The 25,198-nt window shown below is 61.9% G+C and carries 28 protein-coding genes; 12 read left to right on the top strand and 16 right to left on the bottom strand.

Annotation, left to right across the window (positions count from 1 at the left end):
* Window positions 1-14: 14 nt before the first annotated feature.
* Complete coding sequence (locus tag RT21_RS19850) at window positions 15-266, bottom strand: hypothetical protein (RefSeq protein WP_082082201.1); 252 nt, start codon at window positions 264-266, stop codon at window positions 15-17.
* A gap of 459 nt (window positions 267-725) precedes the next feature.
* Between RT21_RS19850 and RT21_RS19845 the strand changes: the two genes are divergently transcribed.
* The gene (locus RT21_RS19845; RefSeq protein WP_045432156.1) at window positions 726-941 is read left to right on the top strand and encodes a hypothetical protein; all 216 of its coding nucleotides are present in this window, start codon (window positions 726-728) and stop codon (window positions 939-941) included.
* Between the two features lie 11 nt (window positions 942-952).
* Here the strand turns inward: RT21_RS19845 and mdtD are convergent, their stop codons facing one another.
* Window positions 953-2,362: a multidrug transporter subunit MdtD gene (mdtD, locus tag RT21_RS19840; protein ID WP_046164087.1), complete on the bottom strand. Its 1,410-nt coding sequence runs from the start codon at window positions 2,360-2,362 to the stop codon at window positions 953-955.
* Between the two features lie 328 nt (window positions 2,363-2,690).
* Between mdtD and RT21_RS19835 the strand changes: the two genes are divergently transcribed.
* The 5 genes from RT21_RS19835 to RT21_RS19815 all read left to right on the top strand — a co-directional run bounded on the left by RT21_RS19835 (window position 2,691) and on the right by RT21_RS19815 (window position 6,616).
* Window positions 2,691-3,224: an iron transporter gene (locus RT21_RS19835; RefSeq protein WP_046164086.1), complete on the top strand. Its 534-nt coding sequence runs from the start codon at window positions 2,691-2,693 to the stop codon at window positions 3,222-3,224.
* 13 nt (window positions 3,225-3,237) lie between these two features.
* Window positions 3,238-3,570, top strand: a complete 333-nt coding sequence (locus tag RT21_RS19830; RefSeq protein WP_045430005.1) for a cupredoxin domain-containing protein — start codon at window positions 3,238-3,240, stop codon at window positions 3,568-3,570.
* 21 nt (window positions 3,571-3,591) lie between these two features.
* Window positions 3,592-4,449: an FTR1 family iron permease gene (locus RT21_RS19825; protein WP_045430008.1), complete on the top strand. Its 858-nt coding sequence runs from the start codon at window positions 3,592-3,594 to the stop codon at window positions 4,447-4,449.
* Window positions 4,446-5,822 (top strand): 4Fe-4S binding protein, encoded by a 1,377-nt coding sequence (locus RT21_RS19820; protein WP_046164085.1) that lies wholly within the window; start codon window positions 4,446-4,448, stop codon window positions 5,820-5,822. Before RT21_RS19825 ends, RT21_RS19820 begins: the two co-directional genes overlap by 4 nt.
* 335 nt (window positions 5,823-6,157) lie before the next feature.
* Window positions 6,158-6,616 (top strand): GNAT family N-acetyltransferase, encoded by a 459-nt coding sequence (locus RT21_RS19815; RefSeq protein WP_046164084.1) that lies wholly within the window; start codon window positions 6,158-6,160, stop codon window positions 6,614-6,616.
* 223 nt (window positions 6,617-6,839) lie between these two features.
* Here RT21_RS19815 and RT21_RS19810 read toward each other — a convergent pair whose 3' ends face one another.
* The 3 genes from RT21_RS19810 to RT21_RS19800 all read right to left on the bottom strand — a co-directional run bounded on the left by RT21_RS19810 (window position 6,840) and on the right by RT21_RS19800 (window position 9,800).
* Window positions 6,840-7,535 (bottom strand): anaerobic ribonucleoside-triphosphate reductase activating protein, encoded by a 696-nt coding sequence (locus RT21_RS19810; RefSeq protein WP_045430014.1) that lies wholly within the window; start codon window positions 7,533-7,535, stop codon window positions 6,840-6,842.
* A gap of 2 nt (window positions 7,536-7,537) precedes the next feature.
* Window positions 7,538-7,702, bottom strand: a complete 165-nt coding sequence (nrdD, locus tag RT21_RS19805) for an anaerobic ribonucleoside-triphosphate reductase (protein ID WP_045430017.1) — start codon at window positions 7,700-7,702, stop codon at window positions 7,538-7,540.
* A gap of 91 nt (window positions 7,703-7,793) precedes the next feature.
* On the bottom strand, window positions 7,794-9,800 hold the full coding sequence (locus RT21_RS19800; RefSeq protein ID WP_046164083.1) for a ribonucleoside triphosphate reductase: 2,007 nt from the start codon (window positions 9,798-9,800) through the stop codon (window positions 7,794-7,796).
* 236 nt (window positions 9,801-10,036) lie between these two features.
* Here RT21_RS19800 and RT21_RS19795 point away from each other — a divergent pair, with 236 nt between their 5' ends.
* Together RT21_RS19795 and RT21_RS19790 are read left to right on the top strand one after the other, a co-directional pair.
* Window positions 10,037-10,714 (top strand): Crp/Fnr family transcriptional regulator, encoded by a 678-nt coding sequence (locus RT21_RS19795; protein ID WP_045430023.1) that lies wholly within the window; start codon window positions 10,037-10,039, stop codon window positions 10,712-10,714.
* 97 nt (window positions 10,715-10,811) lie between these two features.
* On the top strand, window positions 10,812-11,207 hold the full coding sequence (locus RT21_RS19790) for a putative zinc-binding protein (RefSeq protein WP_045430026.1): 396 nt from the start codon (window positions 10,812-10,814) through the stop codon (window positions 11,205-11,207).
* A 56-nt stretch (window positions 11,208-11,263) separates the two neighbouring features.
* On the opposite strand, the gene RT21_RS19785 is transcribed toward RT21_RS19790, so the two are convergent.
* The 5 genes from RT21_RS19785 to norR form a co-directional block, all read right to left on the bottom strand.
* Entirely contained in the window at window positions 11,264-11,758 is a 495-nt protein-coding gene (locus tag RT21_RS19785) for a ubiquinone anaerobic biosynthesis accessory factor UbiT (protein ID WP_046164082.1), read from the bottom strand.
* Window positions 11,752-12,642 carry a U32 family peptidase gene (locus RT21_RS19780; RefSeq protein ID WP_046164081.1) on the bottom strand — a complete coding sequence of 297 codons (891 nt, stop codon included), beginning with the start codon at window positions 12,640-12,642 and terminating at the stop codon, window positions 11,752-11,754. The genes RT21_RS19785 and RT21_RS19780 overlap by 7 nt, the downstream gene beginning before the upstream one ends.
* Window positions 12,643-12,664: 22 nt before the next feature.
* Entirely contained in the window at window positions 12,665-13,660 is a 996-nt protein-coding gene (locus tag RT21_RS19775) for a ubiquinone anaerobic biosynthesis protein UbiU (protein ID WP_045430034.1), read from the bottom strand.
* Window positions 13,661-13,951: 291 nt separating this feature from the next.
* The gene (locus RT21_RS19770) at window positions 13,952-14,161 is read right to left on the bottom strand and encodes a hypothetical protein (protein WP_045430036.1); all 210 of its coding nucleotides are present in this window, start codon (window positions 14,159-14,161) and stop codon (window positions 13,952-13,954) included.
* 106 nt (window positions 14,162-14,267) lie between these two features.
* Window positions 14,268-15,797 (bottom strand): nitric oxide reductase transcriptional regulator NorR, encoded by a 1,530-nt coding sequence (gene norR, locus RT21_RS19765; RefSeq protein WP_046164080.1) that lies wholly within the window; start codon window positions 15,795-15,797, stop codon window positions 14,268-14,270.
* Window positions 15,798-15,944: 147 nt separating this feature from the next.
* Here norR and ytfE point away from each other — a divergent pair, with 147 nt between their 5' ends.
* The 4 genes from ytfE (at window position 15,945) to RT21_RS19745 (ending at window position 18,410) form a co-directional block, all read left to right on the top strand.
* A complete protein-coding gene (ytfE, locus tag RT21_RS19760) occupies window positions 15,945-16,616 on the top strand; it encodes an iron-sulfur cluster repair protein YtfE (RefSeq protein WP_046164079.1) in 672 nt (223 codons plus the stop codon).
* 55 nt (window positions 16,617-16,671) lie between these two features.
* Window positions 16,672-17,181, top strand: coding sequence for a hypothetical protein (locus RT21_RS19755; RefSeq protein WP_046164078.1), 510 nt, complete (start codon window positions 16,672-16,674; stop codon window positions 17,179-17,181).
* 207 nt (window positions 17,182-17,388) lie between these two features.
* On the top strand, window positions 17,389-18,072 hold the full coding sequence (locus RT21_RS19750; RefSeq protein ID WP_045430043.1) for a Crp/Fnr family transcriptional regulator: 684 nt from the start codon (window positions 17,389-17,391) through the stop codon (window positions 18,070-18,072).
* A 146-nt stretch (window positions 18,073-18,218) separates the two neighbouring features.
* A complete protein-coding gene (locus RT21_RS19745; protein WP_045430046.1) occupies window positions 18,219-18,410 on the top strand; it encodes a hypothetical protein in 192 nt (63 codons plus the stop codon).
* Between the two features lie 632 nt (window positions 18,411-19,042).
* Here the strand turns inward: RT21_RS19745 and RT21_RS19740 are convergent.
* From RT21_RS19740 to RT21_RS19710, 6 genes are all read right to left on the bottom strand, one after another.
* Window positions 19,043-20,887 (bottom strand): nitric oxide reductase activation protein NorD, encoded by a 1,845-nt coding sequence (locus RT21_RS19740; RefSeq protein ID WP_046164077.1) that lies wholly within the window; start codon window positions 20,885-20,887, stop codon window positions 19,043-19,045.
* An 81-nt stretch (window positions 20,888-20,968) separates the two neighbouring features.
* Complete coding sequence (locus RT21_RS19735) at window positions 20,969-22,396, bottom strand: cbb3-type cytochrome c oxidase subunit I (protein WP_046164076.1); 1,428 nt, start codon at window positions 22,394-22,396, stop codon at window positions 20,969-20,971.
* Window positions 22,397-22,399: 3 nt separating this feature from the next.
* Window positions 22,400-22,840, bottom strand: coding sequence for a c-type cytochrome (locus RT21_RS19730; protein WP_045430055.1), 441 nt, complete (start codon window positions 22,838-22,840; stop codon window positions 22,400-22,402).
* A 550-nt stretch (window positions 22,841-23,390) separates the two neighbouring features.
* The gene (locus RT21_RS19720; RefSeq protein ID WP_046164074.1) at window positions 23,391-23,642 is read right to left on the bottom strand and encodes a cytochrome C oxidase subunit IV family protein; all 252 of its coding nucleotides are present in this window, start codon (window positions 23,640-23,642) and stop codon (window positions 23,391-23,393) included.
* A 10-nt stretch (window positions 23,643-23,652) separates the two neighbouring features.
* Window positions 23,653-24,237 (bottom strand): cytochrome c oxidase subunit 3, encoded by a 585-nt coding sequence (locus RT21_RS19715; RefSeq protein ID WP_046164073.1) that lies wholly within the window; start codon window positions 24,235-24,237, stop codon window positions 23,653-23,655.
* Entirely contained in the window at window positions 24,221-25,000 is a 780-nt protein-coding gene (locus tag RT21_RS19710; protein ID WP_177327112.1) for a CbbQ/NirQ/NorQ/GpvN family protein, read from the bottom strand. The genes RT21_RS19715 and RT21_RS19710 overlap by 17 nt, the downstream gene beginning before the upstream one ends.
* Between the last annotated feature and the right edge of the window lie 198 nt (window positions 25,001-25,198).

Genomic DNA, 25,198 nt, shown 5'->3' with positions numbered 1-25,198 from the left:
GCGAGCAGACTGAGTCATCCACGTAGCTGACTCAGTTGCCGCTTGAGCAACTCGACCTGCCCCGTCTCCGCTCTCAGGCCTGCAGTCAGCTCGGCCTTTTCTTGCTCCAGCCGCTGAATGATCCCGCCGAGCCCCTGTAGCAACTCGCGCAGCACGGCGAGTTCCACCCTGTGTTGCCTGAGCTGCAGCCACTGCAGCCACGAAATGATGACCAGCACCAGAGCCGCACAGAGCGAGCCTCCCGTCACCAACCAGAACGTTCCCATTGCTCCCATAACCAAGTCCTTTTCTGTCGAGACCGGCACATCCGGCAAGCGCAGACATTATGTCGCTATACACGACAGGTCGATATTGTTTACCCGTACAGGTAAACAAAGGCAGCGGGTTCTGGAGGAACGCTTGGAGGTAGTGATGGATCCATAACGTGGCTTGAAGCACAGCGCTATGCGCCAGAAGCGCTTGAGCGAAGCTATCCAACAGCGACCTACAAGCGGCCAGACATGTCGCAAATAGCGACACGACGGGGCAGGATTGATGAGAGAGATCGGCGAGAGGGATAGCTGACGCCAGCCCGGCTCGCACTGACCAACATTGCGGCTAACCGTTCAGCGGGAATCTCTTTTCAGGCGATGAGCGGAAGCTACCAAATGCTCGTCAGCTGTCAGAATGACATCACGGCTGCAGAGGAGCAGCCATCTCCTGAATTGAGCACGAGCCTGCTAATCATGTCTTCCGAAAAACTCTACACCATTGTCCTGGAGCACAGCCTGGAGGTACTCCTCGAGGCCGCCACGATGGAGCAGGTCGAGGCGTTCTGGGATGCGTATGACACTCGGTATTTCGGCCTCCGTCTGGAGGAGGACAATGCCCAGCATGCGCGGGTGATTGTCACGGATGAGATCCCCGAGGACGAGGAAGAAGCCGAGCTGTGTATCGGCTGATCCCAACTCGATCAGTCAGCGTCAATATGCCCAGCGGACATGGCCTGCTTGCTGTCCAGCTGAAAGAACAATGACGCTGCCAGCATCGACATTGCCCCGATGCACAGGAAGGTCAGGTGAAACGCGTCCAGTACGGCCGCGCCATCCGCACCTGGCACAGTGAAGCCGCCCAGCAAGGCGCCGGCCGAAGCCACGCCCAGACTCATCGACAGTTGCACCACGACCGATAGCAGGCTGTTGCCGCTGCTGGCGTTCTGGTTGCTGAGCCCTACCAGCGTGACGGTATTCATCGCGGTGAATTGCATCGAGTTAACCATGCCGATCAGGCTCAGGTGCACGAGCAGCAGTACCGTCGGAGTCTGCCCGTCGATGGTCGCCAAACTGGCGATCAGGCTGCCGAGCAGCAGGGTGTTGCCGATCAGAATGCGCCGGTAGCCGAGGCGGTCAATCAGTGGCTTGGCCAATGGCTTGATGAACATCGCGCCGAGCGCCAATGGAATCATGGTCATGCCCGCTTGCGCCGGGGAATAGCCCAACGCGACCTGCAGCAGCAATGGCAGCAGAAACGGCAACGCCCCGCTGCCCAGGCGCGCAAACAGATTGCCGAAAATGCCAACGGCAAAGCTGCGGGCATGAAACAGAGACGGGCTGAACAGCGGTTTGTCGATGTGCCCCGCCCGCAGCCAGTAGCCCGCCAGGCAGGCACTGCCAATGACCACCAGCAGTAGCACCCGAGCATGGGGCATCTGCATTTCGCCGAGGCCTTCAAGGGCAATGGTGATCAGCACCATGGCGCTGCCAAATAGCACGAAGCCGAAGGTATCGAAGCGCATTCGCTCAGCGCTCTTCAGATCGGGCATGAAACGAAAGGCAGCGATGCAGCCAATCAATCCCACCGGCAGATTGATCAAAAAAATCCAGTGCCAGGATGCGTATTGGACCAACCAGCCACCCAGCGTCGGGCCAATCAATGGTCCGACCATGCCGGGCAGAGCGATGAACGTCATCACGCGGACGAATTCGCTGCGCGGGTAGGCCCGCAATATCACCAGACGCCCCACCGGCAGCATCAGCGAGCCCCCTACCGCCTGCACCACACGCGACATCACCAATTGATTGAAGCTGGTGCTCATCGCGCACAACAGTGAACCGAGCGTGAACAGCACGATGGCGGAAAAGAAGATCCGCCGGGTACCAAAGCGATCCGCTACCCAGCCCGAGGCCGGAATCAACAACGCCACGGTGAGCATGTAGGCGATGACCACTCCCTGCATGCGCAGTGGGTCTTCGGCAAGATCGCGTGCCATGGCCGGCAAGGCGGTGTTGAGGATGGTGCCATCAAGGGTTTGCATGAAGAACGCGATGGCGACCAGCCAGGGCAGTACGCGGGCGGTCCTGGCATCCAGTACAGCTTGAGTCATGAAATTCCCCGACTCCGAAAGTGCATATGGTAGGCCCCTATCGATCCACCTCGCAGCATTTAATCGTTCTCTCGACCCAACGACTGGCCATAGCCGCAGCGATGAGAACGGCTTTGCCACAACACGCGATCAGGGTGTGACAACTCAACGCAGCAAGGACTCCAAAGCCCCTCAAGACGCTGCCTGCCGCGTTATCAAACGCAGCGTCACGGACGATGCAGGGTATACGTTACAAAGTATTTCATTCAAAATTGACGCGAATCATTATCGTTAAGCATCACAGGTGCGAACCTTTCTGCGTCAACCATCCCATCTCTTCGGAGGCTTCATGCGCATTCCCGCTACCCTCGCCATCGCGTCGCTGCTGCTCACGCCCCTCGCCCAAGCCAAGGAATACCCCATCGGTGAACCGCAACAATGCGGCGGTATGGAGGTTGGTGCCGTTTACTTGCAGCCGGTCGAAATGGAGCCTGCCGGCATGATGCTCGACGCCGCCAAATCTGACGTTCATCTGGAAGCCGACATCGCCGCCACCGAAGGCAACCGTAACGGTTGGCAGGAAGGCAGCTTCGTTTCCTACCTGAACATTCGTTACTCGCTGAGCAAGAAAGGCTCGGACGAAAAAATCGAAGGCGACTTTCACCCGATGGTGGCCAACGACGGCCCGCACTATGGCGATAACGTCAAACTGATGGGCCCGGGCAAGTATCAGCTGACCTTCACCGTCTCGCCGCCAGACGGCAAGCACGCGATGTTTGGCCGTCACGTTGACAAGGAAACCGGCGTCGCGCCCTGGTTCGAACAGTGCACGCTGAACTACGAGTTCACCTACGCCGGCATCGGCAAGAAAGGCGGCTACTGAGCCGGAGGTCAGCATGCAACGCATCCTGCTTCCAGCCCTCGCCCTGCTCGCGGCCGGCTTTGCCGGCGGCGCCCAGGCCGGTCTGCCGACCTATGAGCTGACCATCCGCGACGGCCATTTCGAGCCGGCAACCATCGAAGTGCCGGCTCGCCAGCGCTTCAAGATCGTCGTGATCAATGCCGGCAAGGGGCCGACTGAATTCGAGAGCACACCCCTGCGGGTGGAAAAGGTGCTCTCACCCGGTGTCACCTCGTTCGTCGTGATTCATCCGCTCAAACCCGGCCGCTACCCCTTCTTCGATGAGTTCCACATGGACCTCCCGGAAGGCGAAATCATCGCCAAGTAGTCTCTTCACAGGAGAAGCGATATGGGCCAATCAATGTTCATCGTCTGGCGTGAAAGCGTCGAAGCGTTGCTGGTCATCGGCATTCTGCACGCCTGGTTGAGCCAGCAGCCAGGCAACCGTCATGCGCTGCGCATGCTCTGGGGCGGCGTGGTTGCCGGCCTCGGTTTGGCTTCGTTGCTGGGCTGGGGCATTCTCAGCGCCGGCGACTGGCTGGCCGGTCCCGCCGGCGAGTGGTTCCAGTGCGCCATGCTGCTGGCTGCCGCGCTGTTGATCCTGCAGATGGTCGGCTGGATGCACCACCATGGACGCGATCTCAAACGTAATCTGGTCGACAGCGCCGCCGCGCACCTCAGCCAGGGCAGCGGCATTGGCTTGCTGGTACTGGCGATGCTCGCTGTGGCGCGTGAGGGCAGCGAAACGGTGGTGTTCCTGTATGGCATCGGCCATCAGCAGGACGGTTCGGACCTGACCGGTTTCGTCATCGGCGGTGTGCTTGGCTTTGCGCTCGCGCTGCTGAGCTACGCGGCATTGCAGGCTGGCAGCCGGCTGTTCTCCTGGAAGCGTTTCTTCAGAGTCAGCGAGGCACTGTTGCTGTTGCTCGGCGCGGCGCTGCTGATGGCTGGCCTCGACCGCTTCAGCGGCCAGCTGATGGGCATGGACGTGCCTGAAGTGCTTTACACCGTTTTCGGTGACCCGGTCTGGGACACCTCGGCCCTGCTCGATGACGGCGGCACCCTGGGCAGCACCCTTGCGGGGCTGACCGGTTACCGCGCCATGCCTTCGCTGGCCGCGGTAATGGTGATGGCGCTGTACTGGCTAGCCGTCTGGGCCTGGCTGCGACCGAAGCCGGAGGCTCGTCTGGAGGCTCGCACGGCATGATCACCAACGCCCCCTGGCTGGCGCGCATCGGCGACCTGCTACGCCAGCACGCCAACACCATCCGCCTGATCCAATGGCTGGTGGTTGGCTTCTATCTGGTCCTGCTGCTGGTTCCAGCGGTGCTTTCGCTGCCGCCGTCCGAAGCGCGGATGCTGGACAACATCACGGCGTTCGCCCAGTTCCTGTTCTGGGGGCTGTGGTGGCCGTTCGTGCTGCTGTCAATGGTGCTGTTCGGCCGGCTCTGGTGCGGTGTGCTCTGCCCGGAAGGCTCGCTCAGCGAATGGATCAGCTGGCGCGGGCTGAACAAGCGCACCCCGCAGTGGATTCGCTGGAGCGGCTGGCCGACCATCGCGTTCGTGCTGACCACCGTCTATGGCCAGCTGATCAGTGTTTATGACTATGGTCGCGCCGCCGCGCTGATCCTTGGCGGCTCGACGGTGGCCGCGATGATCGTTGGCTTCCTCTATGGCCGTGGTAAGCGCGTCTGGTGCCGGCACCTGTGCCCGGTGAGCGGCGTGTTCGGCCTGCTCGCCCGGCTGGCGCCGATGCACTACAAAGTCGACGAGGAGCTGTGGAAGGCCAACCAGGGACCGAAGCTCGCCACGCCCAACTGCGCCCCGCTGATCGACATCCGCCGCATGCAAGGCAACAGCGAATGCCACGCCTGTGGTCGCTGCAGCGGCCAGCGCGGCGCTGTCGCCCTCGCCGCCCGCTCGCCGAATCAGGAAATCCTCATTGTCGGCAACCAGCCGCAACAAGGTCATTGGGACAGCACGCTGCTGCTGTTTGGCATGATCGGGCTGGCCATGGGCGCCTTTCAGTGGACGGTCAGCCCCTGGTTCATCACCCTCAAGCAGACCGCAGCCGAGTGGCTGGTCGATCGCGACATCTTTTGGCCGCTGGAGGCCAACGCGCCCTGGTGGCTGCTGACGCATTATCCGCAGAACAACGATGCGTTCACCTGGCTCGACGGTGCGGCGATTCTCACCTACATCGGTGCTAGCTCACTGCTGATCGGTGGTGCGCTGTGGCTGCTGTTGCAAGGTGCGGTGAGGCTGATGAACCGCGGCGACAACGTGTTTCATCACCTGGCGCTGACACTGACGCCGCTGGGCGGCGCCGGACTTTTTCTCGGTCTTTCAGCCACCACCATCAAGCTGCTGCGCTACGAGGGTTTCATCCTTGCCTGGGCGCAGCCGACCCGCGCGCTGCTGCTGGTTGGTGCCGTCGGCTGGAGTCTCTACCTGGCCTGGCGCGTGATCAGCCGCCACGGCGCCAATGGGTTGCGTCGGATGGCGGCATTCGGTTGCGTGGGGCTGGCGATCGCGGTGGTTGGTTACGGCTGGTATCTGCAATTCTGGGGTTGGAGCTGATTCGTACAGTCAGAACGGCGGGCTGAAGCCCACCCTGCCTAGTTGAATCACTCGTGCCGGTGGATAGGCTGCGGCGGAACCTCGTCCGCCCACTCTACTGTTAGGTATTCAACCGTAGGGTGGGCTTCAGCCCACCGCCACGTCGATGGACCAGCGCACAGGTTGACGGGTGTCGCTACAGGGGCAAGGCTGACTCTGATCTCGCGCTTCGCGAGCACGCGCCAGCACCGAAATAGTCGGAGGGCGCCGACTGCCCCGAAGAGGGATCATCGACAGCGTTTGGGCGCGCAATACCTTTAGTATTCGCTGCAGGTTTTTCTCAGCGAGTCGGCGTTATGTCTATCAACTGGATCTGCAAACACCACACCGAACTCAGCGCGCAGCAGCTCTACGCGATTCTGCGCCTGCGCGCTGAGGTCTTCGTGGTCGAGCAACAATGCGTGTACCTGGATGTGGACGGCAAGGACCTGCTGGGCGATACCTGCCACCTGATGGCCTGGCAAGAGCAGCAATTGGTCGCCTACCTGCGCCTGCTCGACCCCGTTCAGCAGGACGGCAACGTGGTGATCGGCCGCGTCGTTACTGCACCTTCGGCTCGCGGCCAGGGCATTGGACATAAATTGATGGTGCAGGCACTCGACCATGCCGGGGAAAAGTGGCCGGGGCGGCCGTTCTACTTGTCAGCACAGGCCCACCTGCAAGGCTATTACGGGCGCTACGGCTTCAAGCCGGTGGGCGAGGTCTATCTCGAGGATGGGATTCCGCACATTGGCATGCGCCGGGATCTCGGATAACCGCGCGGAACAGCCGCTCGGGGCAGCATCGTCTGGCCGCTGGATACCGACGCCGGCTCCAGCCAGAGCGATAGGCGTGAAGGCTGAAGGTTATCGGCCCTCACGGCGCCAAGAGGCCGTGGATCGTTTACGCAGACGGTGGGCTGAAGCCCACCCTACCGCTATGTACCGCCCGTAGGGTGGGCTTTAGCCCACCGCACGCCGCATCGACGGCCTTCTCCCCTTACCCTCGCAGTATGAACGACGGAAACAGCCTCCCCATCCGGTCCCAGAGCTTTTGCTGATCGTAGGGTGCACGGCTATCGGCGAGGCCGTCGTCGAGCATTTTCGCCGTGCGCACGCATTGCACGGCGAAGCGCTCGACACCGAGTTTGCGCAATCGCTGCGCCATCTCCCACAGACGTTCGGCGTCGAACAGCTGCCAATGGACCGTGGTTCGGCATTCGTGCGCGACGCCGCTCTCCAGCAGCGCCTCGAGGCTTTTCCAGTTGGCTTCGCCGCTCCCCTCGACCCCCGTGATCAGTCGACCGTGCTCCGGCAACGCCTTGACGTCGAACCCCACCCAGTCCACCAGCGGCAGCACCTGGCGGAACAGTTTCGGCTTGATACCGGCGCTGTGCAGGCCGATCTTGAAGCCCTTCGCGCGCACCTGCGCAATGGCATCCGGCAGCGCCAGTTGCAGGGTCGGCTCGCCGCCGCTGAACACCACCGCCTCGAGCAGACCAATCCGCTGATCGAGAAAGCCGAGAATCTCCGCCCAGCTGCGCTCCTCGGCGCCACAGGTCGGGATCAGCTCAGGGTTGTGACAATAGCGGCAACGCCAGCCACAGCCCTGGCAGAACAGAACGCAGGCCAGATGATCGGGAAAGTCGAGGGTGGTCAGGGGCACCATGCCCCCGACCCGTAGCGCGGCGCCCATGACTAACGCGCCAAACCGGCGGCCTGCTCGGTGAAATGGGTGCGTTCACGGTGCTCGGATTGTTTGCCTGGGTTGAACGCCGCGACCGGACGGTGATAGCCCATCACGCGGGTCCAGACTTCGCAGCGCTGACGTTGGGCTTCGGGGAGTTGAGTGGTTTGGGTCATGTGTCGCTCCTTCAGGGTTGGGTTTTAGACCGATGCGCCAGTTGGCGCGCTGATAGATGATCGCCAGCAAGCTGGCTCCTACGGAACCAGATCAGGCGCAGCAGCTTTGCTGCTTGGCGACCAGCACCTCGTCGCACTTGGGGCAGAACTCGTGTTCACCGCTCAGGTAGCCATGAACCGGGCAGATCGAGAACGTTGGGGTGATGGTCAGGTAAGGCAGGCGGAAGCGTCCCAGCGCGGTGCGCACCAGATTCTTGCAGGCCTGTGTCGAGGAGATCTGCTCGGCCATGTACAGGTGCAATACGGTGCCGCCGGTGTATTTGGTCTGCAGCTCGTCCTGCAGCATCAGGGCTTCGAACGGGTCGTCGGTGAAGCCCACCGGAAGCTGCGAAGAGTTGGTGTAGTACGGCGCCTCGGCAGAGCCCGCTTGTAGAATTTCCGGAAAGCGCTTGCGGTCTTCCTTGGCGAATCGGTAAGTGGTGCCTTCGGCGGGCGTCGCTTCGAGGTTGTAAAGGTGGCCGGTTTCTTCCTGAAAGCGCACCAGCACGGCTCGAACATGGTCGAGCAGGTCGACGGCCAGACGCCGGCCGGCTTCGGTGTGCAAGCCCTCGGTATCCTCGGTGTAGTTGCGCACCATCTCGTGCAGCCCGTTCACGCCAATGGTGGAGAAGTGATTGCGCAGCGTGCCCAGGTAACGCTTGGTGTAAGGATAGAGCCCGGCATCCATGTGGTGCTGGATCACCTTGCGCTTGACCTCCAGGCTCTGCATGGCCAGTTCAAGCAGCGCATCGAGATGCTCGATCAGCCCGGGCCAGTCGCCGGAATGCAGATAACCCAGGCGTGCGCAGTTGACCGTCACCACGCCGAGCGAGCCGGTCTGCTCGGCCGAACCAAACAACCCACCCCCGCGCTTGAGCAATTCGCGCACGTCCAGCTGCAAGCGGCAGCACATCGAACGCACCTGATTGGGCTGCATATCCGAATTGAGGAAGTTCTGGAAGTACGGCAGGCCGTAACGCGCGGTCATCTCGAAGAGGCGGTCGGCGTTTTCGCTGTCCCAGGGGAAATCGTGGGTAATGTTGTAGGTGGGGATCGGAAAGGTGAATACCCGGCCCAGCCCGTCACCCGCCTGCATGACCTCGATATAGGCGCGGTTGATCAACTCCATCTCGGCCTGTAGCTCACCGTAGGCGAAAGGCATCTCCTCACCACCGATGTAGGGAATCTGCTCACGCAGGTCTTCGGGGCAGACCCAGTCGAACGTCAGGTTGGTAAAGGGAGTCTGCGTGCCCCAGCGCGACGGCACATTGAGGTTGTAGATGAACTCTTGGATGGCCTGACGGATTTCGGCGAATCCCAGGCCGTCCTTGCGCACGAAGGGCGCGAGATAGGTATCGAAGCTGCTGAACGCCTGGGCACCCGCCCACTCGTTCTGCAGGGTGCCGAGGAAGTTGACCATCTGCCCCAGCGCGCTGGACAGGTGCTTCGGCGGTCCCGCCTCAACGCGTCCGGGTATGCCGTTGAAGCCTTCGTTGAGCAAGGTGCGCAGCGACCAGCCCGCGCAATAGCCGGCGAGCATGTCCAGGTCGTGGATGTGCAGATCGCCCTCGCGATGGGCGATGCCGATTTCCGGGCTGTAGACCTCGTCTAGCCAATAATTCGCAGTGACCTTGCCCGACACGTTGAGAATCAGCCCGCCCAGCGAATAGCCCTGGTTGGCATTGGCGCGTACCCGCCAGTCTTCGCGCGAAAGGTATTCGTTCATCGATGAGGCGACATCGACCAGTGACTTGCGATCACGCCGCAGCCGACCATGTCGCTCGCGGTAGACGATGTAGGCGCGCGCCGTGTCGTAGTAACCCGCCTCCATCAATACGCGCTCGACCGCATCCTGAGCCTGCTCGACCTCCACCACCCGCTGCGGCAGGCGTACCAGGACCTGAGCAGCCAGCGCCTGGGCAGTGGCTTGTTCGAACTCACCGGTGGCCAGGCCCGCGGCCTCGATTGCCGCGCCGATCTTGTCCAGTACGAACGCGACCAGCCTCCCATCCCGCTTGCGCAGCGAGACCGGTCGATTCACTTCTTCAAGCCCCAGCATCATGCCTCCATCACCATATGTAGTTACAAAAACTTCTTTAAACACTAGATGATGTGAAATGTAGGCAATTACGTCCGCAAGCGAATTGACCATCGTCAATTCACCTTGGCCGTATTTTTATAATGGCTCTGAGGCAACCGCGGCCGACGATCTTGTCTGCGATCAAGGAAGGTGGGCGATGCGTGCTCCTAGGATGCAACGTCGAACAATCCCGGACAGGTGCCGGTGGAGGAACCATGCTGACCGAAACATCCCTCGTTGCGGACCTCCGCCGACACCACCTGTTCAGCCGATTGCCAGAAGCCGCGCTACAGGAAGTGTGCGCCTCGGCCAACCTCAAGCGGCTGCCCGCCGGTGCCTCGCTGTTTCATCAGGGCGACAAGGCGGAGCGGTTCTATTTTCTGTTCAGCGGTCAGGTGAAACTGCACCGCGTAGTCTGCGACGGCCAAGAAAAACTGGTCGAGGTCATCCGCGCTGGCGAGTCATTTGCCGAAGCCTTGCTGTTCACTGGCGCGCCGAACTATCCGGTCAGTGCCACGGCACTTAAGGCCAGCCTCCTCGCCAGCCTCAACGGCCCGCACTACCGACGCATGCTCGAGCAACACCCGAGCATCTGCCTGGACATACTCGGCACCCTGAGCATTCGGCTGCATCAGCGTCTGAACGAAATCGACACCCTGACGCTGGCCAACGCCAGTCATCGCGTGGTGCGCTTTCTCTATCAGTCGCAAGAGGACGACAGCGGCGTGGTCACCCTCGATGTGCCCAAGCGTCTGATCGCCTCCAAGCTGGGCATTCAGCCAGAAACCTTTTCGCGCATCCTGCACCGGCTGATCGAGTCGGGAATGATCAGCGTGCAGCGCCGGCGCATCGAGATACTCGACAGCCGGGGCCTGGCCGCTTATCAGGACTGAACTGCGACGGATTGCCCCAGCTTCTTGACGATCGTCATGGGCCACCGCTGCATTGGCCCGGATACTTTCGCTGGCCCTTTCGAATCGGGAGAACCGCATGTCCGCACCCCGCCTGCCCCTCGTCTATGCCTGCTCGGGTTGCTCCAACGTGGCGCAACTGGCCAATACCCTTGCGGTGCGCCTGGATCGTGCCGGTCTGGCCGAAATGTCCTGCATTGCCGGTGTCGGCGGCCGGGTCAGCTCGCTGGTCAATAAGGCCAACTCTGGCCGAGCGATCCTGGCTATCGACGGCTGCCCGCTGCATTGCGCACGCGCCTGCCTCGCGCAGCACGGCGTAGTCGCGAACGTCCATATCACCCTCAGCAGTTACGGACTGCGCAAGCGCTACCGTGAAGATTGCTCCGAAGCCGAAGCCGATGCGCTGTTCGAGGACATGCGCAACATCATTGCCAGCGACCGGATGAAACCGCGGCACCGGCTGCACTCGGTGTAACGCCCAGCAAAGACGCCACAGATTGCGTGCTACCGGCGCAGCGGGTAAGTGTCAGATCAGGCGCTTACCGGCTGCGCACGGCCGGCCTGCGCCACTTCCTCGCCCGCGCCTTGCAGCACTTTCCACAGCCACGGCGGCAACAGGTCCGGGTCCAGGCTGTCGATCAGGTTCTTGATTGCCAGGCCGAGTTCGGTGTCGCCTTCGATCACCAACCGGCGACGAAAGAACAGCGTATCCGGGTCTTCCTGACGACTGGCGAGCAACAGGAACTCACGCCAGTTGCCACGGATGGTCACCTGGACCGGCGCCTGCTCGGCGATGCGCAACTTCTGCCGGTCGCAACTCAGGCACCAGGCCAGCTTGAGGTCGACGACTTCCAGGCGCATCCAGTGGCCTTCCAAGGCCTCGAAGGCATCCTCAGCCAATGGCTCAGCGAAGAGCTGATTCAGGCTGCGCTCCAAGGCGATACGTTGCAGCGCGAATGGGGTTCGCGCGGCCAGCGGCAATAGGTGCTCGCCGAGTTTCAATAAATGTGCACGAGGGCTCAGCATAGTCCGGCCTCCTCGGCGCGCAGCATGCCAGGCTGGCCATGCCAGTAACCGTTGCAGCCGTCAACGGCGAGCGGTGGCAGGCTACCTTTGCGCACCGCATCAAATGCCTGAACGACCTCGGTCATGCCCGATGCGCGCGGGCTCAGCCGCAGCAGCTCGGCACCGCTCTCGACCAGCGCCGGATAGTCCGCCAACAGATTGCTGACCGAGGCCGACAGGGTCTGGATGCCATTGATGGTGAACAGCGCCTCGCCTTCCTGGCTCAACAGCGGGATGCCTTCTGGGTAGTTCTGACAGCAGAACTGGCAATCGTCCTTCGGCCGATTTTCCGCGCGGGCGGTGAAACAACGCGCCGAGTACGCCAGCGGAAGGTGGCCGTAGGCGAAGATCTCGATTTCCGGCACGGCGACACCAAGCTGAGACAGCTGCGCACGCGCGTCGCGGATCATCGCCCCGGAAATCTCCACGGGCGGCACCCAGCGCTGCATGCCGCTGCTGACCAGCTCGGCCAGTGCATGGCCGTTGTAGAGGTTGAGCGCCGGCCCGCCCACGAAAGGCACGCCCTTCTCGGACAGGTACTGCACCGCACCCATGTCGTTGGCCTCGACCATCAGCTCGCCGTTCTCACAGAGCCGACGCAGGCTGGACAGCTCCGAAGCCGCCTCGACCAGCGCAAGACCGGACAGCACCAACTGCGCCGCTGATTGCTGTTTCAGCTCACGCGCCAAACCAATCCAGTCATCCAGCCCCATGTCGCGGCGCTTGGAGCAGACGGTTTCACCGAGATAAATCACATCGAGCGGCATGTCTGCCATGTCGGCGTAGAAGTCCAGCGTCTGCTGGCGATCCCAATAGAACAGCACGGGGCCTAGGCTGAGTTTCATAACTGCTCCTTGCTGAAGAGATTCACTGCCACGCCCGGTGATAAGCGCCAAGGGTCGTTTGCGAGCCCTCCGACAAGCCATCGAGCACTGCGCGCCAGCCTGGCTGCACGGCATAACGCTGCGGCGCCTGCAGATAGGCGTCCAGCGCCGAGCGCCAGACGCGGGTGACCTGCTCGACATAAGCGGGACTGCGCTGCCGCCCCTCGATCTTCATTGCCGTGACACCGATGTTCGCCAGCTCAGGAATCAGGTCCAGAGTATTCAGGCTGGTGGGCTCTTCCAGTGCGTGGAAGCGCTCGCCATTGACCATGAAGCGGCCCTTGCACAGCGTCGGATAGCCGGCTGACTCGCCTTCGGCGTAACGGTCGATGAGCACATTATTCAGCCGCGAGGTCAGCCCTTCCGGCTCCTCGCTCCAGCGCACCGCCTTGGCTGGCGAGCAGACGCCGCACAGATTCGGTGATTCGCCGGTGAGATAGGAAGACAGGTGGCAACGCCCCTCTGCCATGATGCATAGGCTGCCGAAAGCAAACACTTCGATCGGCACCGGACTGCTGGCGGCGACCTGCTTGACCTGCTTGAGCGACAGCACCCGCGGCAGCACTGCGCGCTTGATGTTGTAGCGTTGCTGATAGAAATCCAGCGCGGCGGCATTGGTCGCCGAGCCCTGCACCGACAGATGCAGGTTGAGCTGCGGGTGGCGTTTGGCGGCATAGCCGAGCACGCCCGGATCGGCGGCGATCAGTGCGTCCACGCCCAGGTCAGCGGCCTGGTCCACCGCTCGCTGCCAACGGGACCAGCCTTGTGGCTGGGCATATGTATTGACGGCAATGTAGAGCTGGCGGCGCTTCTCGCGGATCAGCTGCAGCCCCTTGTCGAGCTGCTTCGCATCCATGTTGAGGCCAGCGAAATGGCGGGCATTGGTGTCGTCACGAAAACCGACGTAGATGGCGTCGGCACCCTGCTGAACGGCAGCCTTGAGCGCGGGCAGGCTACCTGCTGGACAGACCAAGTGCATGGCAACTCCTAGACATGCGGAATCATGCGCACCCTGCCAACGGCAACGGTGCCCGTCCGGGCCGGACGGAAAGTCGGCAGTCTAGGTAGGCCTCCGACGAGAGGCATTGATAAGCGTCAAGGGGACGAAGCTGGCAGGCAACGAAGCCAAGAGAACAAAACCAGCCGCAGAAGCAAGACCAAGCTGGGCCCTTCGGAGCCCAGGCTCGCGAGCAAGCTCGCTCCTAAAGGGCGCTGGCCTGGCAATCAGGACGCCGCAATCATTGCGATGACCGTCCGATCGGAAGCTGCGTTATATCCCTTCGTCGCCCTGATATTCCTCAGTCGCGCGAACAACGGCGTCCCGCCAGTTTCCGGACTCCTCGGCGAGCAGACGCATCGCCTTGAGGCTCGACTCGAACGCCTGCTGATAATGCTGCGGATTGTTCTCGCTGGCTGCTCGGTCGGCGTGCGCCTGAGCCTCGCTCAGCAGCTGGTTGAACTGGTCATGGTCCAAAGCCATGGAAATCTCCTCGTCGTGATGATGAAAGCTTAGACCGCCGCCCGACAAAGACGACTCACGCCGACTGGCGGAACAGGACCCAGCTGTATCCCGTCCCAACGAGCGCTCATTTCAGTTTCAAACGCCGCGCCAGCTTGTGCAGGTTGCTCGAGTCGACATCCAGTAACCGCGCCGCCTGCGCCCAGTTTTCACCGCAGGCCTCCAGCGCCCGGATGATTGCCTGGCGCTGGGCGCCATCGACGGTTTCGCGCAACGAGACGATCTCAGCCTCCGTCGCCAGGGGTTCGACCTCAGCAGCCGGAGCGAAGGCGCCGACGTGTTCGCTGTCCAGATCCAGCAGCTCCGGCTCGAGCGTGAGGATTTCGCTGCGCGAGGCGCCACGGCTGAGCAACCGCAGCGCCGCTCGGCTGATCACATGCTCAAGCTCGCGGACGTTGCCCGGCCAGGCGTAGCCGAGCAATGCCCGCTCGGCGGCCGGCGACAGCCGCATGCTGCGCAAGCCCAGCCGGGCGCGGTTCAGCTCGAGAAAGTAGCCGGCCAGAATCAGGACATCGTTGCCACGCTCGCGTAAAGGCGGGATCGGCGCCGGATAAACCGAAAGTCGGTGATAGAGATCCGCGCGGAAATGTCCATCTCGTACGCTTTCGCGCAGGTTGCGGTTGGTCGCCGCGATGATGCGTACGTCCACCTGACGCGGCTTGTCGGCCCCGAGGCGCTGGATCTCCCCGTTCTGCAAAGTGCGCAGCAGCTTGGCCTGCACCACCAGCGGCAGCTCGCCCACCTCGTCCAATAGCAGCGTGCCGCCGTTGGCAGCATCGAAACGTCCGGGACGGTCCGTGGTAGCGCCCGAAAACGCACCCTTGACGTGCCCGAACAGCTCGCTCTCGGCCAGCGATTCGGGCAACGCGGCGCAATTGACCAGCACCAGCGGCTTGTTGCGGCGCCGCGAATGTCGATGCAGCCAGCGCGCGAACAGCTCCTTGCCCACGCCGGTTTCGCCCAGCAGCAGCACTGGCAGTTCCGAGTCGGCAACCACTTCCAGCTCACGCAACAGCTCGCGGATCACAACGCTTTGCCCAAGAATTTCGCCGTCGCCCGGCACCGGGGTGGTTTCCAGCACGTCGCTACGCGCCAGCCGCAGGCCGCGATTTTCGTGTTCCAACCGGGTGATGCGGATGGCTGCCTCGATCACCAGCGTATAACGCTGCAGATCACGCCGCGCCTCGTCATCGAAGGTGCCGGCATGCAGCGCATCGAGGGTCAGCGCGCCCCACAGCTTGCCCTCCACGAACAGGCTCACGCCCATGCAATCGTGCACCGGCAGAGGCTCGCCCACATGCGCATCGAGCAGCCCGTCGTACGGGTCTGACAAACGGCTGTCGGGCTCGAACCAGGTGGGTTCACGCTGCGAGAGGATGGCGGCCAGCCGCGGATGCTGAGCCACCACGAAGCGCCGCCCAAGGGCCTCCTGCACCAGCCCCACCGCAGCCAGCGGGCGCAGGGTGTCCTCGTCGAGACGTAGCAGCACCACCGCACCACAGCGAAACCGCTGATGCAGCGTGTGCACCAAGCGTTGCAGGCGAACCGCATTGGGCAGTTCGGTGACAAGGTCAGCCAGCAGTGCTTCTTCCATCATGGTGATTACTACCCCTATGGTTTTTTAAACCCTATACCGCCCAGGTACATTTCACCACCATTAATATTTATATCTTATAAATCAATAACTTGATGATGGCATAGCGCTTGCGTTGTTCTGAGTACTTCCACCCTTGGAAACGCCACCATGACGACTGCGCTTACCGAGCAAACCCTGGGCAGCCTGGCCTGCCTGATCCCTGGCGCCACCCGCGTGTTTCGCCATTACAAGCTGGACTTCTGTTGCGGTGGCGACACCCCGCTGCGCGACGCTGCCCTGCAGCGCAACCTTGACGCTCAGGTGATCGCGGACGAGTTGGCGGCATTGGGAAGCGAGTCCACGACTGAGCCTGACTGGCGCAATGTGCCGGCCGGATCGCTGATCGACTACCTGCTCGAACGCTTTCACGAACGTCATCGTGAGCAGTTCCCAGAACTGATCCGCTTGGCCACCCGTGTCGAGCAGGTGCATGGCAACAAGGCGGACTGCCCGACCGGGCTCGCCGAACATCTGTGGTGCATGCAGCAGGAACTGGAAAGCCACATGCTCAAGGAGGAGCAGATCCTCTTTCCGATGCTGCGCCGCGACATGCAATTGCCGCAGACCCAAGGCCCGATCGCAGTGATGCGCTACGAGCATGACCAGCACGGCGCCGCCCTTCAGCGCCTGGCCGAACTCACCGATGACATCACCCCACCGGCAAACGCCTGCAATACCTGGCGCGCGCTGTATCGCGGGCTCGAAGAGCTGCGCAGCGACCTGATGCAGCACATTCATCTGGAGAACAACGTCCTGTTCGCCCAGGCGTCTGCGCACTGAGGCGACAACAACGCTACGGGCCAGACGGCCCGCCCCAGCAGTACCGGAGGTGCATATGAAAGCAGTCATCCAACCCTTGGCGTGGGGCCTTGCAATGGCGTCGATGCTGGCACTGGCCAGTGGCGTGGCACTCGACGTGGTGGTCGATACCGCGCAAGCAACGGTTACTCACGACGGGCACGGCGCGCACGCTGCGTCACCCGCTGGCGGCGAGCAGCAGTGGGCAACCGATGCCGCCCTGCGTGAAGGCATGACGCGCCTCCGCCAAGCCGCCGAGGCCGCGCTGCCAGACGATCCGGCGCAACCGATCAGCGAGCGCCAGGCCTTGGCATTGCAGAAGGAGGTCGAGGACAGCGTTTCCTACCTGATCGCCAATTGCGAATTGTCTGCACAGGCCGACGCGGCGTTGCACGGGTTACTCGCCGACCTGCTCGGCGGTGCCAAGGCACTGGCCGTGCCCGCCGAGCGAGCCGACGGCGTCCAACGGATCCACGTCGCGCTTGAGCGCTATCCAAGCCTGTTCGCCCCGCCGCACTGGAACGAAACCGTCATATCGGGTCAGTGAAACCAGATACGCAAGAGGATCCTGTCTCAGCCCTCGTGCTAATCCGGCCTGCATCAATACTTGTGCCATGGCATCTGGGCTAGGCTTTGTAACGACTCTTCATTGCGCTCTGCCCCTGCTTTGGTCAGCCAGTTTGAGCGCAGCTATCGTTCCGCTCCGTCAACCTTGATTGCGGACGGCTAATTATTAGAAATAAGGATGCCTTGCATGGTGCTTCATCGCGTACATAACCAGATTCTTCGCAGCCACCACCTGTTCGAACCGCTCAATGACGAGCAGATGGACGAGCTGATGAGCGCAAGCCAGCTGCTCAACCTGGACAAAGGCGACAACCTCTTTCACCAGGGCGAACCGGCACACTCGTTCTATTTCGTGATTTCTGGCGCAGTAAAGATCTACCGCCTGACCCCGGACGGGCAGGAAAAAGTCTTCGAGGTGATCGGCAATCGCCAGACCTTTGCCGAAGCGATGATGCTGATGGACACGCCCAACTACGTCGCCTCGGCCCAGGCCGTGTGCCCGACGCAGGTCTACCGCTTCTCCAACACGGCATATATGCGTCTGCTGGAAGCTAACCAGAAGCTCTCCTTTGCCCTGCTCGGCAAACTGAGCGTGCGCTTGCACCAACGCATCAATGAAATCGAGACCCTCTCGTTGAAGAACGCCACTCACCGCGTGGTGCGCTATTTGATGACGCAGCTGGCGCGTCTGAAGGATGAAGGCAACAGCTTCGAGCTGCCGATGGCCAAGCAGCTCATTGCGGGCCACCTGTCGATCCAGCCGGAGACGTTTTCACGGATCATCAGGCGCTTGATCGACGAGCAAATCATCACTCAGGAAGGTCGGCAAATCACCATTCTCGATCGCCAACGCCTCGAATCCTTCGAGTGACGGGCAAGCGGATCAACAATCCTTACAGCCCCTCGCAGCGAACCGTGCGGCAGCGACAAGCTAGCTCTTGCAACGGGTTGATATTGGTCAATCTCAAACAGAGGCTGGACGTGGCAATCTGGAACTGACCTAGAGAGGACGCGGCCATGCCCAGATGCCTGTACTGCCAGCAACCCAACCCGCCGCAGGAAGCCGAGTGCAGCAACTGCGGCATGCCCCTCCCCGCCCTGGCTGATACCGCCGGGGAACGACGGCAAAGCAGATTTTTCTGGTTTTGCATCGGCCTTGCCATCTTCTGCGCAGTGATGATCGTCTGGCTGCCGCGCAACCTGTTCTAGACGGTTCGTAGTGCGGATCATGCTTGCCCGATCCATCGGGTGACGATCCACCGGGTGGCGATCCACTGAGCGGTATGGTGGTGGATGTGAAAAGCGACATCTGCCCTACGAATCACCCTCGCCCTGAGGCAACTTCGGGAGAATGGATAGCGACATCAAGCTTGGCGGGCAACAGCCTCTCGATAGATGCCTTGGTGGGCTGAAGCCCACCCTACAAAACCGCCGGTGTGCTCCGACCGCATTGCTGGGCCATCTGGCAGAGTGGGCTTCCGTCCATCAAAGCAACGTCCTTCCCAAACTGGCAAGCCTGAATACGGCGCGCCATGAAGACCGTAGGGTGGGCTTCAGCCCACCGATGAATACGCCAGAATCAAGCGAAGCAACTGCGCTAAAAAACATAGCCTCGGAACACTGCGTCAATGTCGCGGCATGAACGGGCCATTTCCGCAGGTGAATGGCGAGGCATCAAGCGGCGAAAAGGCTGGTGGGCTGAAACGGAACGCAGCCCGTCCCACACTACCGTTGCCACGCAATCTGCCCTGGCGGTTCGTAGGGTGGATCACGCTTCACCGATCCACGGGGTGGCGGTCCACCGAACCGGGTAACGGCGGATGTAAAAAGCGACATCCACCCTACGGCTGGGTCAGCTGCTTGTACAACTGTGGCAGGCGGAACGGGAGTTGTTGTGGCTCCTTGATCAAGGTGAAGCCGTTGGCACCGAACATGTAGGGCAGGTAATCGCCCGCCTCCTGGTCGATGGTGATGCAGAACGGCAACAACCCCTGACGCCGTGCTTCCATGACTGCCTGGCGGGTGTCTTCGACGCCATAACGGCCTTCGTAGAGATCCAGGTCATTGGGCTTGCCGTCGGTGACCAGCAGCAACAGTTTGCGTCGCTGCTTGCACTTGCCCAGCAGTTCGGTCGCCTGGCGAATGGCCGCGCCCATACGTGTGTAGTAGCCCGGCTTCAGCGCCTGGATCCGACCACGGGTGTCGTCGCCATAGCGCTGTTTGAAGCTCTTGAGCTCCTGCATGCGAACCTGCTGGCGACGCAGCGAGGAAAAGCCATACAGCGCGAAATCGTCGCCTACCGCCGACAGGGCTTCGCCGAACAGCAGCAGGCTGTCGGTGATCACGTCGATCACCTTGTGCTCGTCGTCCAGGTGCGCGTCGGTGGACATGGACAGGTCGGCCAGCAGCAGGCACGCCAGGTCGCGGCGATTCTGTCGCTGCTCCATGAACAGCCCGCGCTCGGCGCACTGGCCGTGCTGGCGCTCGACGTGAAAATCGAGCCAGGCCTGCATGTCTAGCTCGGAGCCCTGCGGCTGCCCGCGCAGCCATTGGCGATCATTACGCAGGTGTTCGAACTGCCGACGCAGCTTGCGCGCCAGCGGGCTCAGTCGCAGCGGCAGCCCCATGGGTTCGGAGCCCCGGGGCAACATCATCTGCAGGCTGACGAAATCGGCCTGCATGCGCTGCTTGCGATAGTCCCATTCCGGTAGCTTGATGCCTTCGCCCAGCGGAATGTCATCCACGTCCGCAGGCGGCAGGTCCAGGTGCAGCTTGAGGCCGCCGCCCTTGCGCATCCGCTGACGCGACATGGCGATTTCATCGAGGTCTTCTGCAACACGCGAGGCGTCTTCGTTTTCGCTGTCATCGCCCTGGCGATCCAGCTCGACATGCTCGGACCAGCTGAACAGATTTTCCAGGCGGAACAGCATCAGGCCGCCCTTGCTGGTGCTGTCCTCGACACGCTTGGCACGCTTGCGCATGCCCTTCTGCTCGGTCGGCGGCGCCTGCAGGTTGTTTTCCTGATCTTCTTCGGCGAGCTCGGTGGCCTGCGGCACGCCGAGATTTTCCGCGGGGTACAACCACATGGGCAGCGGCCAGGGGGCCACTTCGCTGCGCGGGAATTGCTGAACACTGCCCGGCTCACGTAGGGCCTGGCAGATGGCGCGCTCCAGCGCACCCTCGGCGCGGGGCAGCGTGTCCGGATCTGGCCGGAGCTGCAGATGCGCTTCGACGAGCCGCTCGTAGCGTGGCTGCATCGCCGGGAAACGCTCGAGGATGGCTTGAGTCCAGCGCTGGTTGTCACGCGCCCAGTGACGCATCTCGCCCGCCTGCGCCGCGAGCAGCGCCAGCCAGCGATACAAATCCTGATTGAGTGAAACTTCGGGGTATACCGCGAGATTCTGCGGCAGGCGCAGGTTGTTCGCATCGCACCAGGCCACCGGCAATTGCTTGCAGGTGCCAGCGACTTGTTGCAGCAGGTTGCGGCGCAACATCAGATCGCGCGCGTTGGCCGCCTCGACACCGATACCACTGGCACCGCCCATGGCACGAAACAGCACCGACAGGCTGCGCTGCATGCTTTCCAGCGAGACGTTGGCGTCGGGGAAGTCCGGGCTGGCGCGGCGGGTGATGAAGCGGTGCCAGACACTGCCGACCCACTCTTCAACTTCGATGGTAAAGGCCATGGCGATTGATCCTTAGCGCGGTTTGAAAACAACAACGGCCCGCTGGGTCAGCCGGGCCGTCGATTACATCGGTGTCTTGCCTCAGGCCGCAACGACGGCCGCAGGTACATCCGCGGTTACTCGCCCACGCTGCCTGAAGCTGCAGAGGTAGAGCACCAGCCCGATGAGGAAGAACACCCCAGCGCCCAGCCGCAACCAGAAGAACACAGCCAGTTGGTCAGCGGTATTCATGAAGGACATCGCTGCCCCGTCAGCCGGAATCCGCTGCAACCAGACCTGCACCACGCCAGCGGCGGTGAGGAACAGGGTGATCGCGACCATCGACAGCGTCATCAACCAGAAGCCCCAGATCTCGATGCGCTGAGCCCGTGCATCCGGCGCCTCACCCAGGCCACGCAGACGCGGCATGGCGTAGCTGATCATGGTCATCACGATCATGGCGTAGGCACCGTAGAACGCCAGGTGGCCATGCGCTGCAGTCAACTGCGAACCGTGGGTGTAGTAGTTCACCGGAGCCAGGGTATGCAGGAAGCCCCACACGCCAGCACCCAGGAACGCAGTCACGGTAGTGCCGATGGCCCAGAGCGATGCGGCCTTGTTCGGGTGCTGACGGCGACGACGGTTCACCATGTTCAGCGAGAACAGCACCATGGCGAAGAACGGCAGCGGTTCCAGGGCAGAGAAGATCGAACCCAGCCACAACCAGACCTCAGGTGCACCAATCCAGAAGAAGTGGTGACCGGTACCGATGATGCCGGTGATCAGCGCCATGGCGATGATCACGTAGAGCCACTTCTCGATCACTTCACGGTCGACACCGGTGATCTTGATCAGGACGAAGGCCAGCATCGAACCCATGATCAGTTCCCACACGCCTTCAACCCACAGGTGCACCACGAACCACCAGTAGTACTTGTCGCGCGCCAGGTTTTCCGGGTTGTAGAAGGAGAACAGGAAGAACACTGCAAGCCCGATCAGGCCGGTCATCATGACCATGCTGATGGCGGTCTTGCGGCCCTTGAGCAGGGTCATCCCGACGTTGTAAAGGAAGCCCAGAGCGACCACGACAATACCGATCTTGGTGATCGTCGGTTGCTCGAGGAACTCCCGGCCCATGGTCGGCAGCAGTTCGTTGTGCGTCAGCTCGGCAAGACCGGCGTAGGGCACGAACAGGTAACCGAGAATGGTCAGCACGCCGGCTGCTGCGAACACCCAGAACAGGATGATCGCCAGTTTCGGGCTGTGCAGTTCACGGTCCGCTTCCTCAGGGATGAGGTAGTAGGCCGCGCCCATGAAGCCGAACAACAGCCAGACGATGAGCAGGTTGGTGTGAACCATGCGTGCCACGTTGAAGGGCAGCAGTGGAAACAGGAAGTCACCGACGACGTACTGCAGGCCCATGATCAGGCCGAACAGGATCTGCCCGACGAAGAGCATCAGCGCAAATACGAAGTAGGGTTTAGCGACGGCCTGCGATTGGAACTTGAGATGCGGATTCATAACGCTCATCTCTCAGCCCTCCTTGTTTGGCGGCCAGTTATTGGTATCGATCTTCGATGTCCACTTGAGGAATTCGGCCATATCGTCGACTTCCTGCTCGCTCAGGTTGAACTGAGGCATCGATCTGCGTCCGGGTACGCCCAGCGGCTGAGCCTTCATCCAGGCCTGCAGGAAGGGCTTGAAGGCCGCATCCTCACCGCGTCGAACGAAGACGTTGCCCAGTTCCGGCGCAAAGTAGGCACCTTCACCAAGCAGGCTGTGGCAGCCGATGCAGTTGTTGTTTTCCCAGACCGCTTTGCCTCGCACCACTGCTTCGGTCAGTTCCGACTCATTGGATCGCTCTGGAAAGGTCTGCTCTGTGTGATAGGTCAGGCCCAGAAATACCAGGAAGAAGAACACGCTTCCCCCGAAGTAGATGTTTCTGGCCATTCCCTTGGTAAAGGTCTCGGACATGGTCGCCTCCTCATGTTGGCGTGGCCAGTTTAAGAAGGGAGCTATCGAAACCTGCTTGATAGCAATCAAGAAAAACCTGAACACGGTACTGGGTCTTTCCCTACCCATGCGAGAGCCGGCTTTGCAGACGCAAGCGACGCGACAAAGCCGTACAGGGTGGGCTTCATGAGCAAGCGGTGGGCTGAAGCCCACCCTACGGCTCTATGGACGCAGGGCACCAGGAAGCGCCCATCGACGCGCGCACGTGGGTCGGTTGCGACCCCGAAATACAAAGCGTTCGCCAGCAAGCTGGCTCCTACGAAGAACGGAGCAAGGCCGCGGAAGGCTCGTCCACGGGGTCAGCCGCAACTGCGCGTAAGCAAAGCCCGCCAGCCTGGCTACAAATTGTCGGCGCACGGCTGTCCGGTGTAGGAGCCAGCTTGCTGGCGATCCGGGCACGCTAGCTACTCCATCAACACAAACAGAATCCCCACCACGCAACCCTTGGGCGTGGTCGGGGGCGCCTAGCCTTGTCCGCGAAGCCCGCTTGCTGGCGATCGCAGTTCGTCACCTACACCATCATTGCGAACAGAATCCCGCACGCCATCGCCAGGGGCCAGCCGAACAACAGCAGGCGCCACATGACCGGCGCATGGCGCAGCTCCATGAAGCCTTCGGTGATCACCCAGGCCTTGATCAGCGCGACGGCCAGCACGGCGCCGGCAAGCAGTAGCGTCGAGCCGGCGTTGCCGAGCAGTACGGTGGCTGTAGACAAGACGGCCAGCGCCAGCCAACACCCGATCAGCACCTTTGAAGCGGACATCACGGTCTCCTCAGTTGATGACGTAGACCAGCGGGAACAGCAGCACCCAGACCATATCGACCATGTGCCAATAGAGCACCCCGGATTCCAGACCCGCGCAGTCCGCCGCCGTATAAAGGCCGCGCTGGCAACGCATGGCCATCCAGCCGAGGATCACCATCCCCAGCAGCACATGGAGAAAGTGAAAGCCGGTAAGAATCCAGTACAGGGTGAAGAAGGTGTTGTGCTCGAGCCCCAGCCCCATCGATGACAGATGACCGTACTCGTTGAGCTTGAGCACGACGTAAACGCAGGAGGTCGCCAACGCAGCGACCAGCAGTAGCGCCCCCCGCCCAGGCCGTGCTGCGCGCACCTGCTCCACGGCCAGCGCCGCGAACAGGCCGGACGTCAGCAGGCTGAGGGTCAGTGCGAGCCCCATGGAGCTGTCCAGCGCTGCGCGGCTCTGGCTGAACAGCTCTGGGTTAAGCACCTGGGTCACGGCGAAGGCCAGAATCAGGATGGCGAAGACGGTCAACTCGGCGAGGATAAAGAACCACATCGCCAGATCGCCCGGCAGGCGCCGGGAGAGGCTGGTGCGGTCAACCGAAATGGACATCGACCACATCCATCAGCGCCGCGACGGTTTGCGGATCGTCCGACAGCGGCTCGGCCAGGCAAGCCATGCAGGCCTCGCGCGGGCTCATGCCGGAGCGGATCATCCGCGCGGTGAAAATCAGCAGGCGGGTCGAGGCGACTTCTTCGAGATCGTGCTGTTCGAGCCGGCGCAGGGCCTGCCCGAGCTTGACGACCTGCGCCGCCAGTTCGGCATCCACCTGTGCCTCGTTGGCGACGATGCGCTGCTCATCGGCCGCTGGCGGATAGTCGAAACGCATGGCGACGAAACGCTGCCGGGTGCTCGGCTTCATACCCTTGAGCAGGTTCTGGTAACCCGGGTTGTAGCTCACCACCAGCATGAAGCCCGGTGGTGCTTTCAAGGCTTCGCCAGTGCGCTCGATGAACAGCTCGCGCCGATCGTCCGCCAGCGGATGCAGCACCACGGCGGTGTCCTGCCGGGCTTCGACCACCTCGTCCAGGTAGCAGATACCACCTTCGCGCACGGCGCGGGTCAGCGGGCCGTCTTGCCACCAGGTGCCCTGGGCACCGATCAGATGACGGCCAACCAGATCGGCGGCGGAGAGATCGTCATGGCAGGCCACGGTATACAGCGGCAGGTTCAGCCGGTGCGCCATGTGCTGCACGAAGCGGGTCTTGCCGCAGCCGGTTGGGCCCTTGATCAGCACCGGCATGCCATGCTTCCAGGCCTGCTCGAAGAGCACCTCTTCGTTGCCCAGCGACTGGTAGAACGGAGCACCGCTCATGCCGACAAGGTTCTCGGGCGCGTTCATTGGCAATACCTCACTGCAGCGGTTGGATTTGACTAGCACCACGCTAATCGTCACCCCGCCGCCCCTCAAGCCGTCCGCCGGCGAAGCTTGATTACGGTCAAGCCCGACTCGAAATGAGCCAATGCGCGTGCGTAACCATCGGCTTTTGACGTGCGCTTCTTCCCTTTTCCC

The organism is Pseudomonas sp. 10B238, assembly GCF_000970615.1.
Classification (GTDB): Bacteria; Pseudomonadota; Gammaproteobacteria; order Pseudomonadales; family Pseudomonadaceae; genus Stutzerimonas.
The sequence above is the reverse complement of the archived record's forward strand: the minus strand, read 5'-3'. Positions and strand labels throughout refer to the sequence as shown.

Coding starts and splice junctions, on each gene's coding strand:
- RT21_RS19850 (WP_082082201.1), bottom strand. CDS start 266: ATGGGAACGTTCTGGTTGGTGACGGGAGGCTCGCTCTGTGCGGCTCTG.
- RT21_RS19845 (WP_045432156.1), top strand. CDS start 726: ATGTCTTCCGAAAAACTCTACACCATTGTCCTGGAGCACAGCCTGGAG.
- mdtD (WP_046164087.1), bottom strand. CDS start 2,362: ATGACTCAAGCTGTACTGGATGCCAGGACCGCCCGCGTACTGCCCTGG.
- RT21_RS19835 (WP_046164086.1), top strand. CDS start 2,691: ATGCGCATTCCCGCTACCCTCGCCATCGCGTCGCTGCTGCTCACGCCC.
- RT21_RS19830 (WP_045430005.1), top strand. CDS start 3,238: ATGCAACGCATCCTGCTTCCAGCCCTCGCCCTGCTCGCGGCCGGCTTT.
- RT21_RS19825 (WP_045430008.1), top strand. CDS start 3,592: ATGGGCCAATCAATGTTCATCGTCTGGCGTGAAAGCGTCGAAGCGTTG.
- RT21_RS19820 (WP_046164085.1), top strand. CDS start 4,446: ATGATCACCAACGCCCCCTGGCTGGCGCGCATCGGCGACCTGCTACGC.
- RT21_RS19815 (WP_046164084.1), top strand. CDS start 6,158: ATGTCTATCAACTGGATCTGCAAACACCACACCGAACTCAGCGCGCAG.
- RT21_RS19810 (WP_045430014.1), bottom strand. CDS start 7,535: ATGGGCGCCGCGCTACGGGTCGGGGGCATGGTGCCCCTGACCACCCTC.
- nrdD (WP_045430017.1), bottom strand. CDS start 7,702: ATGACCCAAACCACTCAACTCCCCGAAGCCCAACGTCAGCGCTGCGAA.
- RT21_RS19800 (WP_046164083.1), bottom strand. CDS start 9,800: ATGCTGGGGCTTGAAGAAGTGAATCGACCGGTCTCGCTGCGCAAGCGG.
- RT21_RS19795 (WP_045430023.1), top strand. CDS start 10,037: ATGCTGACCGAAACATCCCTCGTTGCGGACCTCCGCCGACACCACCTG.
- RT21_RS19790 (WP_045430026.1), top strand. CDS start 10,812: ATGTCCGCACCCCGCCTGCCCCTCGTCTATGCCTGCTCGGGTTGCTCC.
- RT21_RS19785 (WP_046164082.1), bottom strand. CDS start 11,758: ATGCTGAGCCCTCGTGCACATTTATTGAAACTCGGCGAGCACCTATTG.
- RT21_RS19780 (WP_046164081.1), bottom strand. CDS start 12,642: ATGAAACTCAGCCTAGGCCCCGTGCTGTTCTATTGGGATCGCCAGCAG.
- RT21_RS19775 (WP_045430034.1), bottom strand. CDS start 13,660: ATGCACTTGGTCTGTCCAGCAGGTAGCCTGCCCGCGCTCAAGGCTGCC.
- RT21_RS19770 (WP_045430036.1), bottom strand. CDS start 14,161: ATGGCTTTGGACCATGACCAGTTCAACCAGCTGCTGAGCGAGGCTCAG.
- norR (WP_046164080.1), bottom strand. CDS start 15,797: ATGATGGAAGAAGCACTGCTGGCTGACCTTGTCACCGAACTGCCCAAT.
- ytfE (WP_046164079.1), top strand. CDS start 15,945: ATGACGACTGCGCTTACCGAGCAAACCCTGGGCAGCCTGGCCTGCCTG.
- RT21_RS19755 (WP_046164078.1), top strand. CDS start 16,672: ATGAAAGCAGTCATCCAACCCTTGGCGTGGGGCCTTGCAATGGCGTCG.
- RT21_RS19750 (WP_045430043.1), top strand. CDS start 17,389: ATGGTGCTTCATCGCGTACATAACCAGATTCTTCGCAGCCACCACCTG.
- RT21_RS19745 (WP_045430046.1), top strand. CDS start 18,219: ATGCCCAGATGCCTGTACTGCCAGCAACCCAACCCGCCGCAGGAAGCC.
- RT21_RS19740 (WP_046164077.1), bottom strand. CDS start 20,887: ATGGCCTTTACCATCGAAGTTGAAGAGTGGGTCGGCAGTGTCTGGCAC.
- RT21_RS19735 (WP_046164076.1), bottom strand. CDS start 22,396: ATGAGCGTTATGAATCCGCATCTCAAGTTCCAATCGCAGGCCGTCGCT.
- RT21_RS19730 (WP_045430055.1), bottom strand. CDS start 22,840: ATGTCCGAGACCTTTACCAAGGGAATGGCCAGAAACATCTACTTCGGG.
- RT21_RS19720 (WP_046164074.1), bottom strand. CDS start 23,642: ATGTCCGCTTCAAAGGTGCTGATCGGGTGTTGGCTGGCGCTGGCCGTC.
- RT21_RS19715 (WP_046164073.1), bottom strand. CDS start 24,237: ATGTCCATTTCGGTTGACCGCACCAGCCTCTCCCGGCGCCTGCCGGGC.
- RT21_RS19710 (WP_177327112.1), bottom strand. CDS start 25,000: ATGAGCGGTGCTCCGTTCTACCAGTCGCTGGGCAACGAAGAGGTGCTC.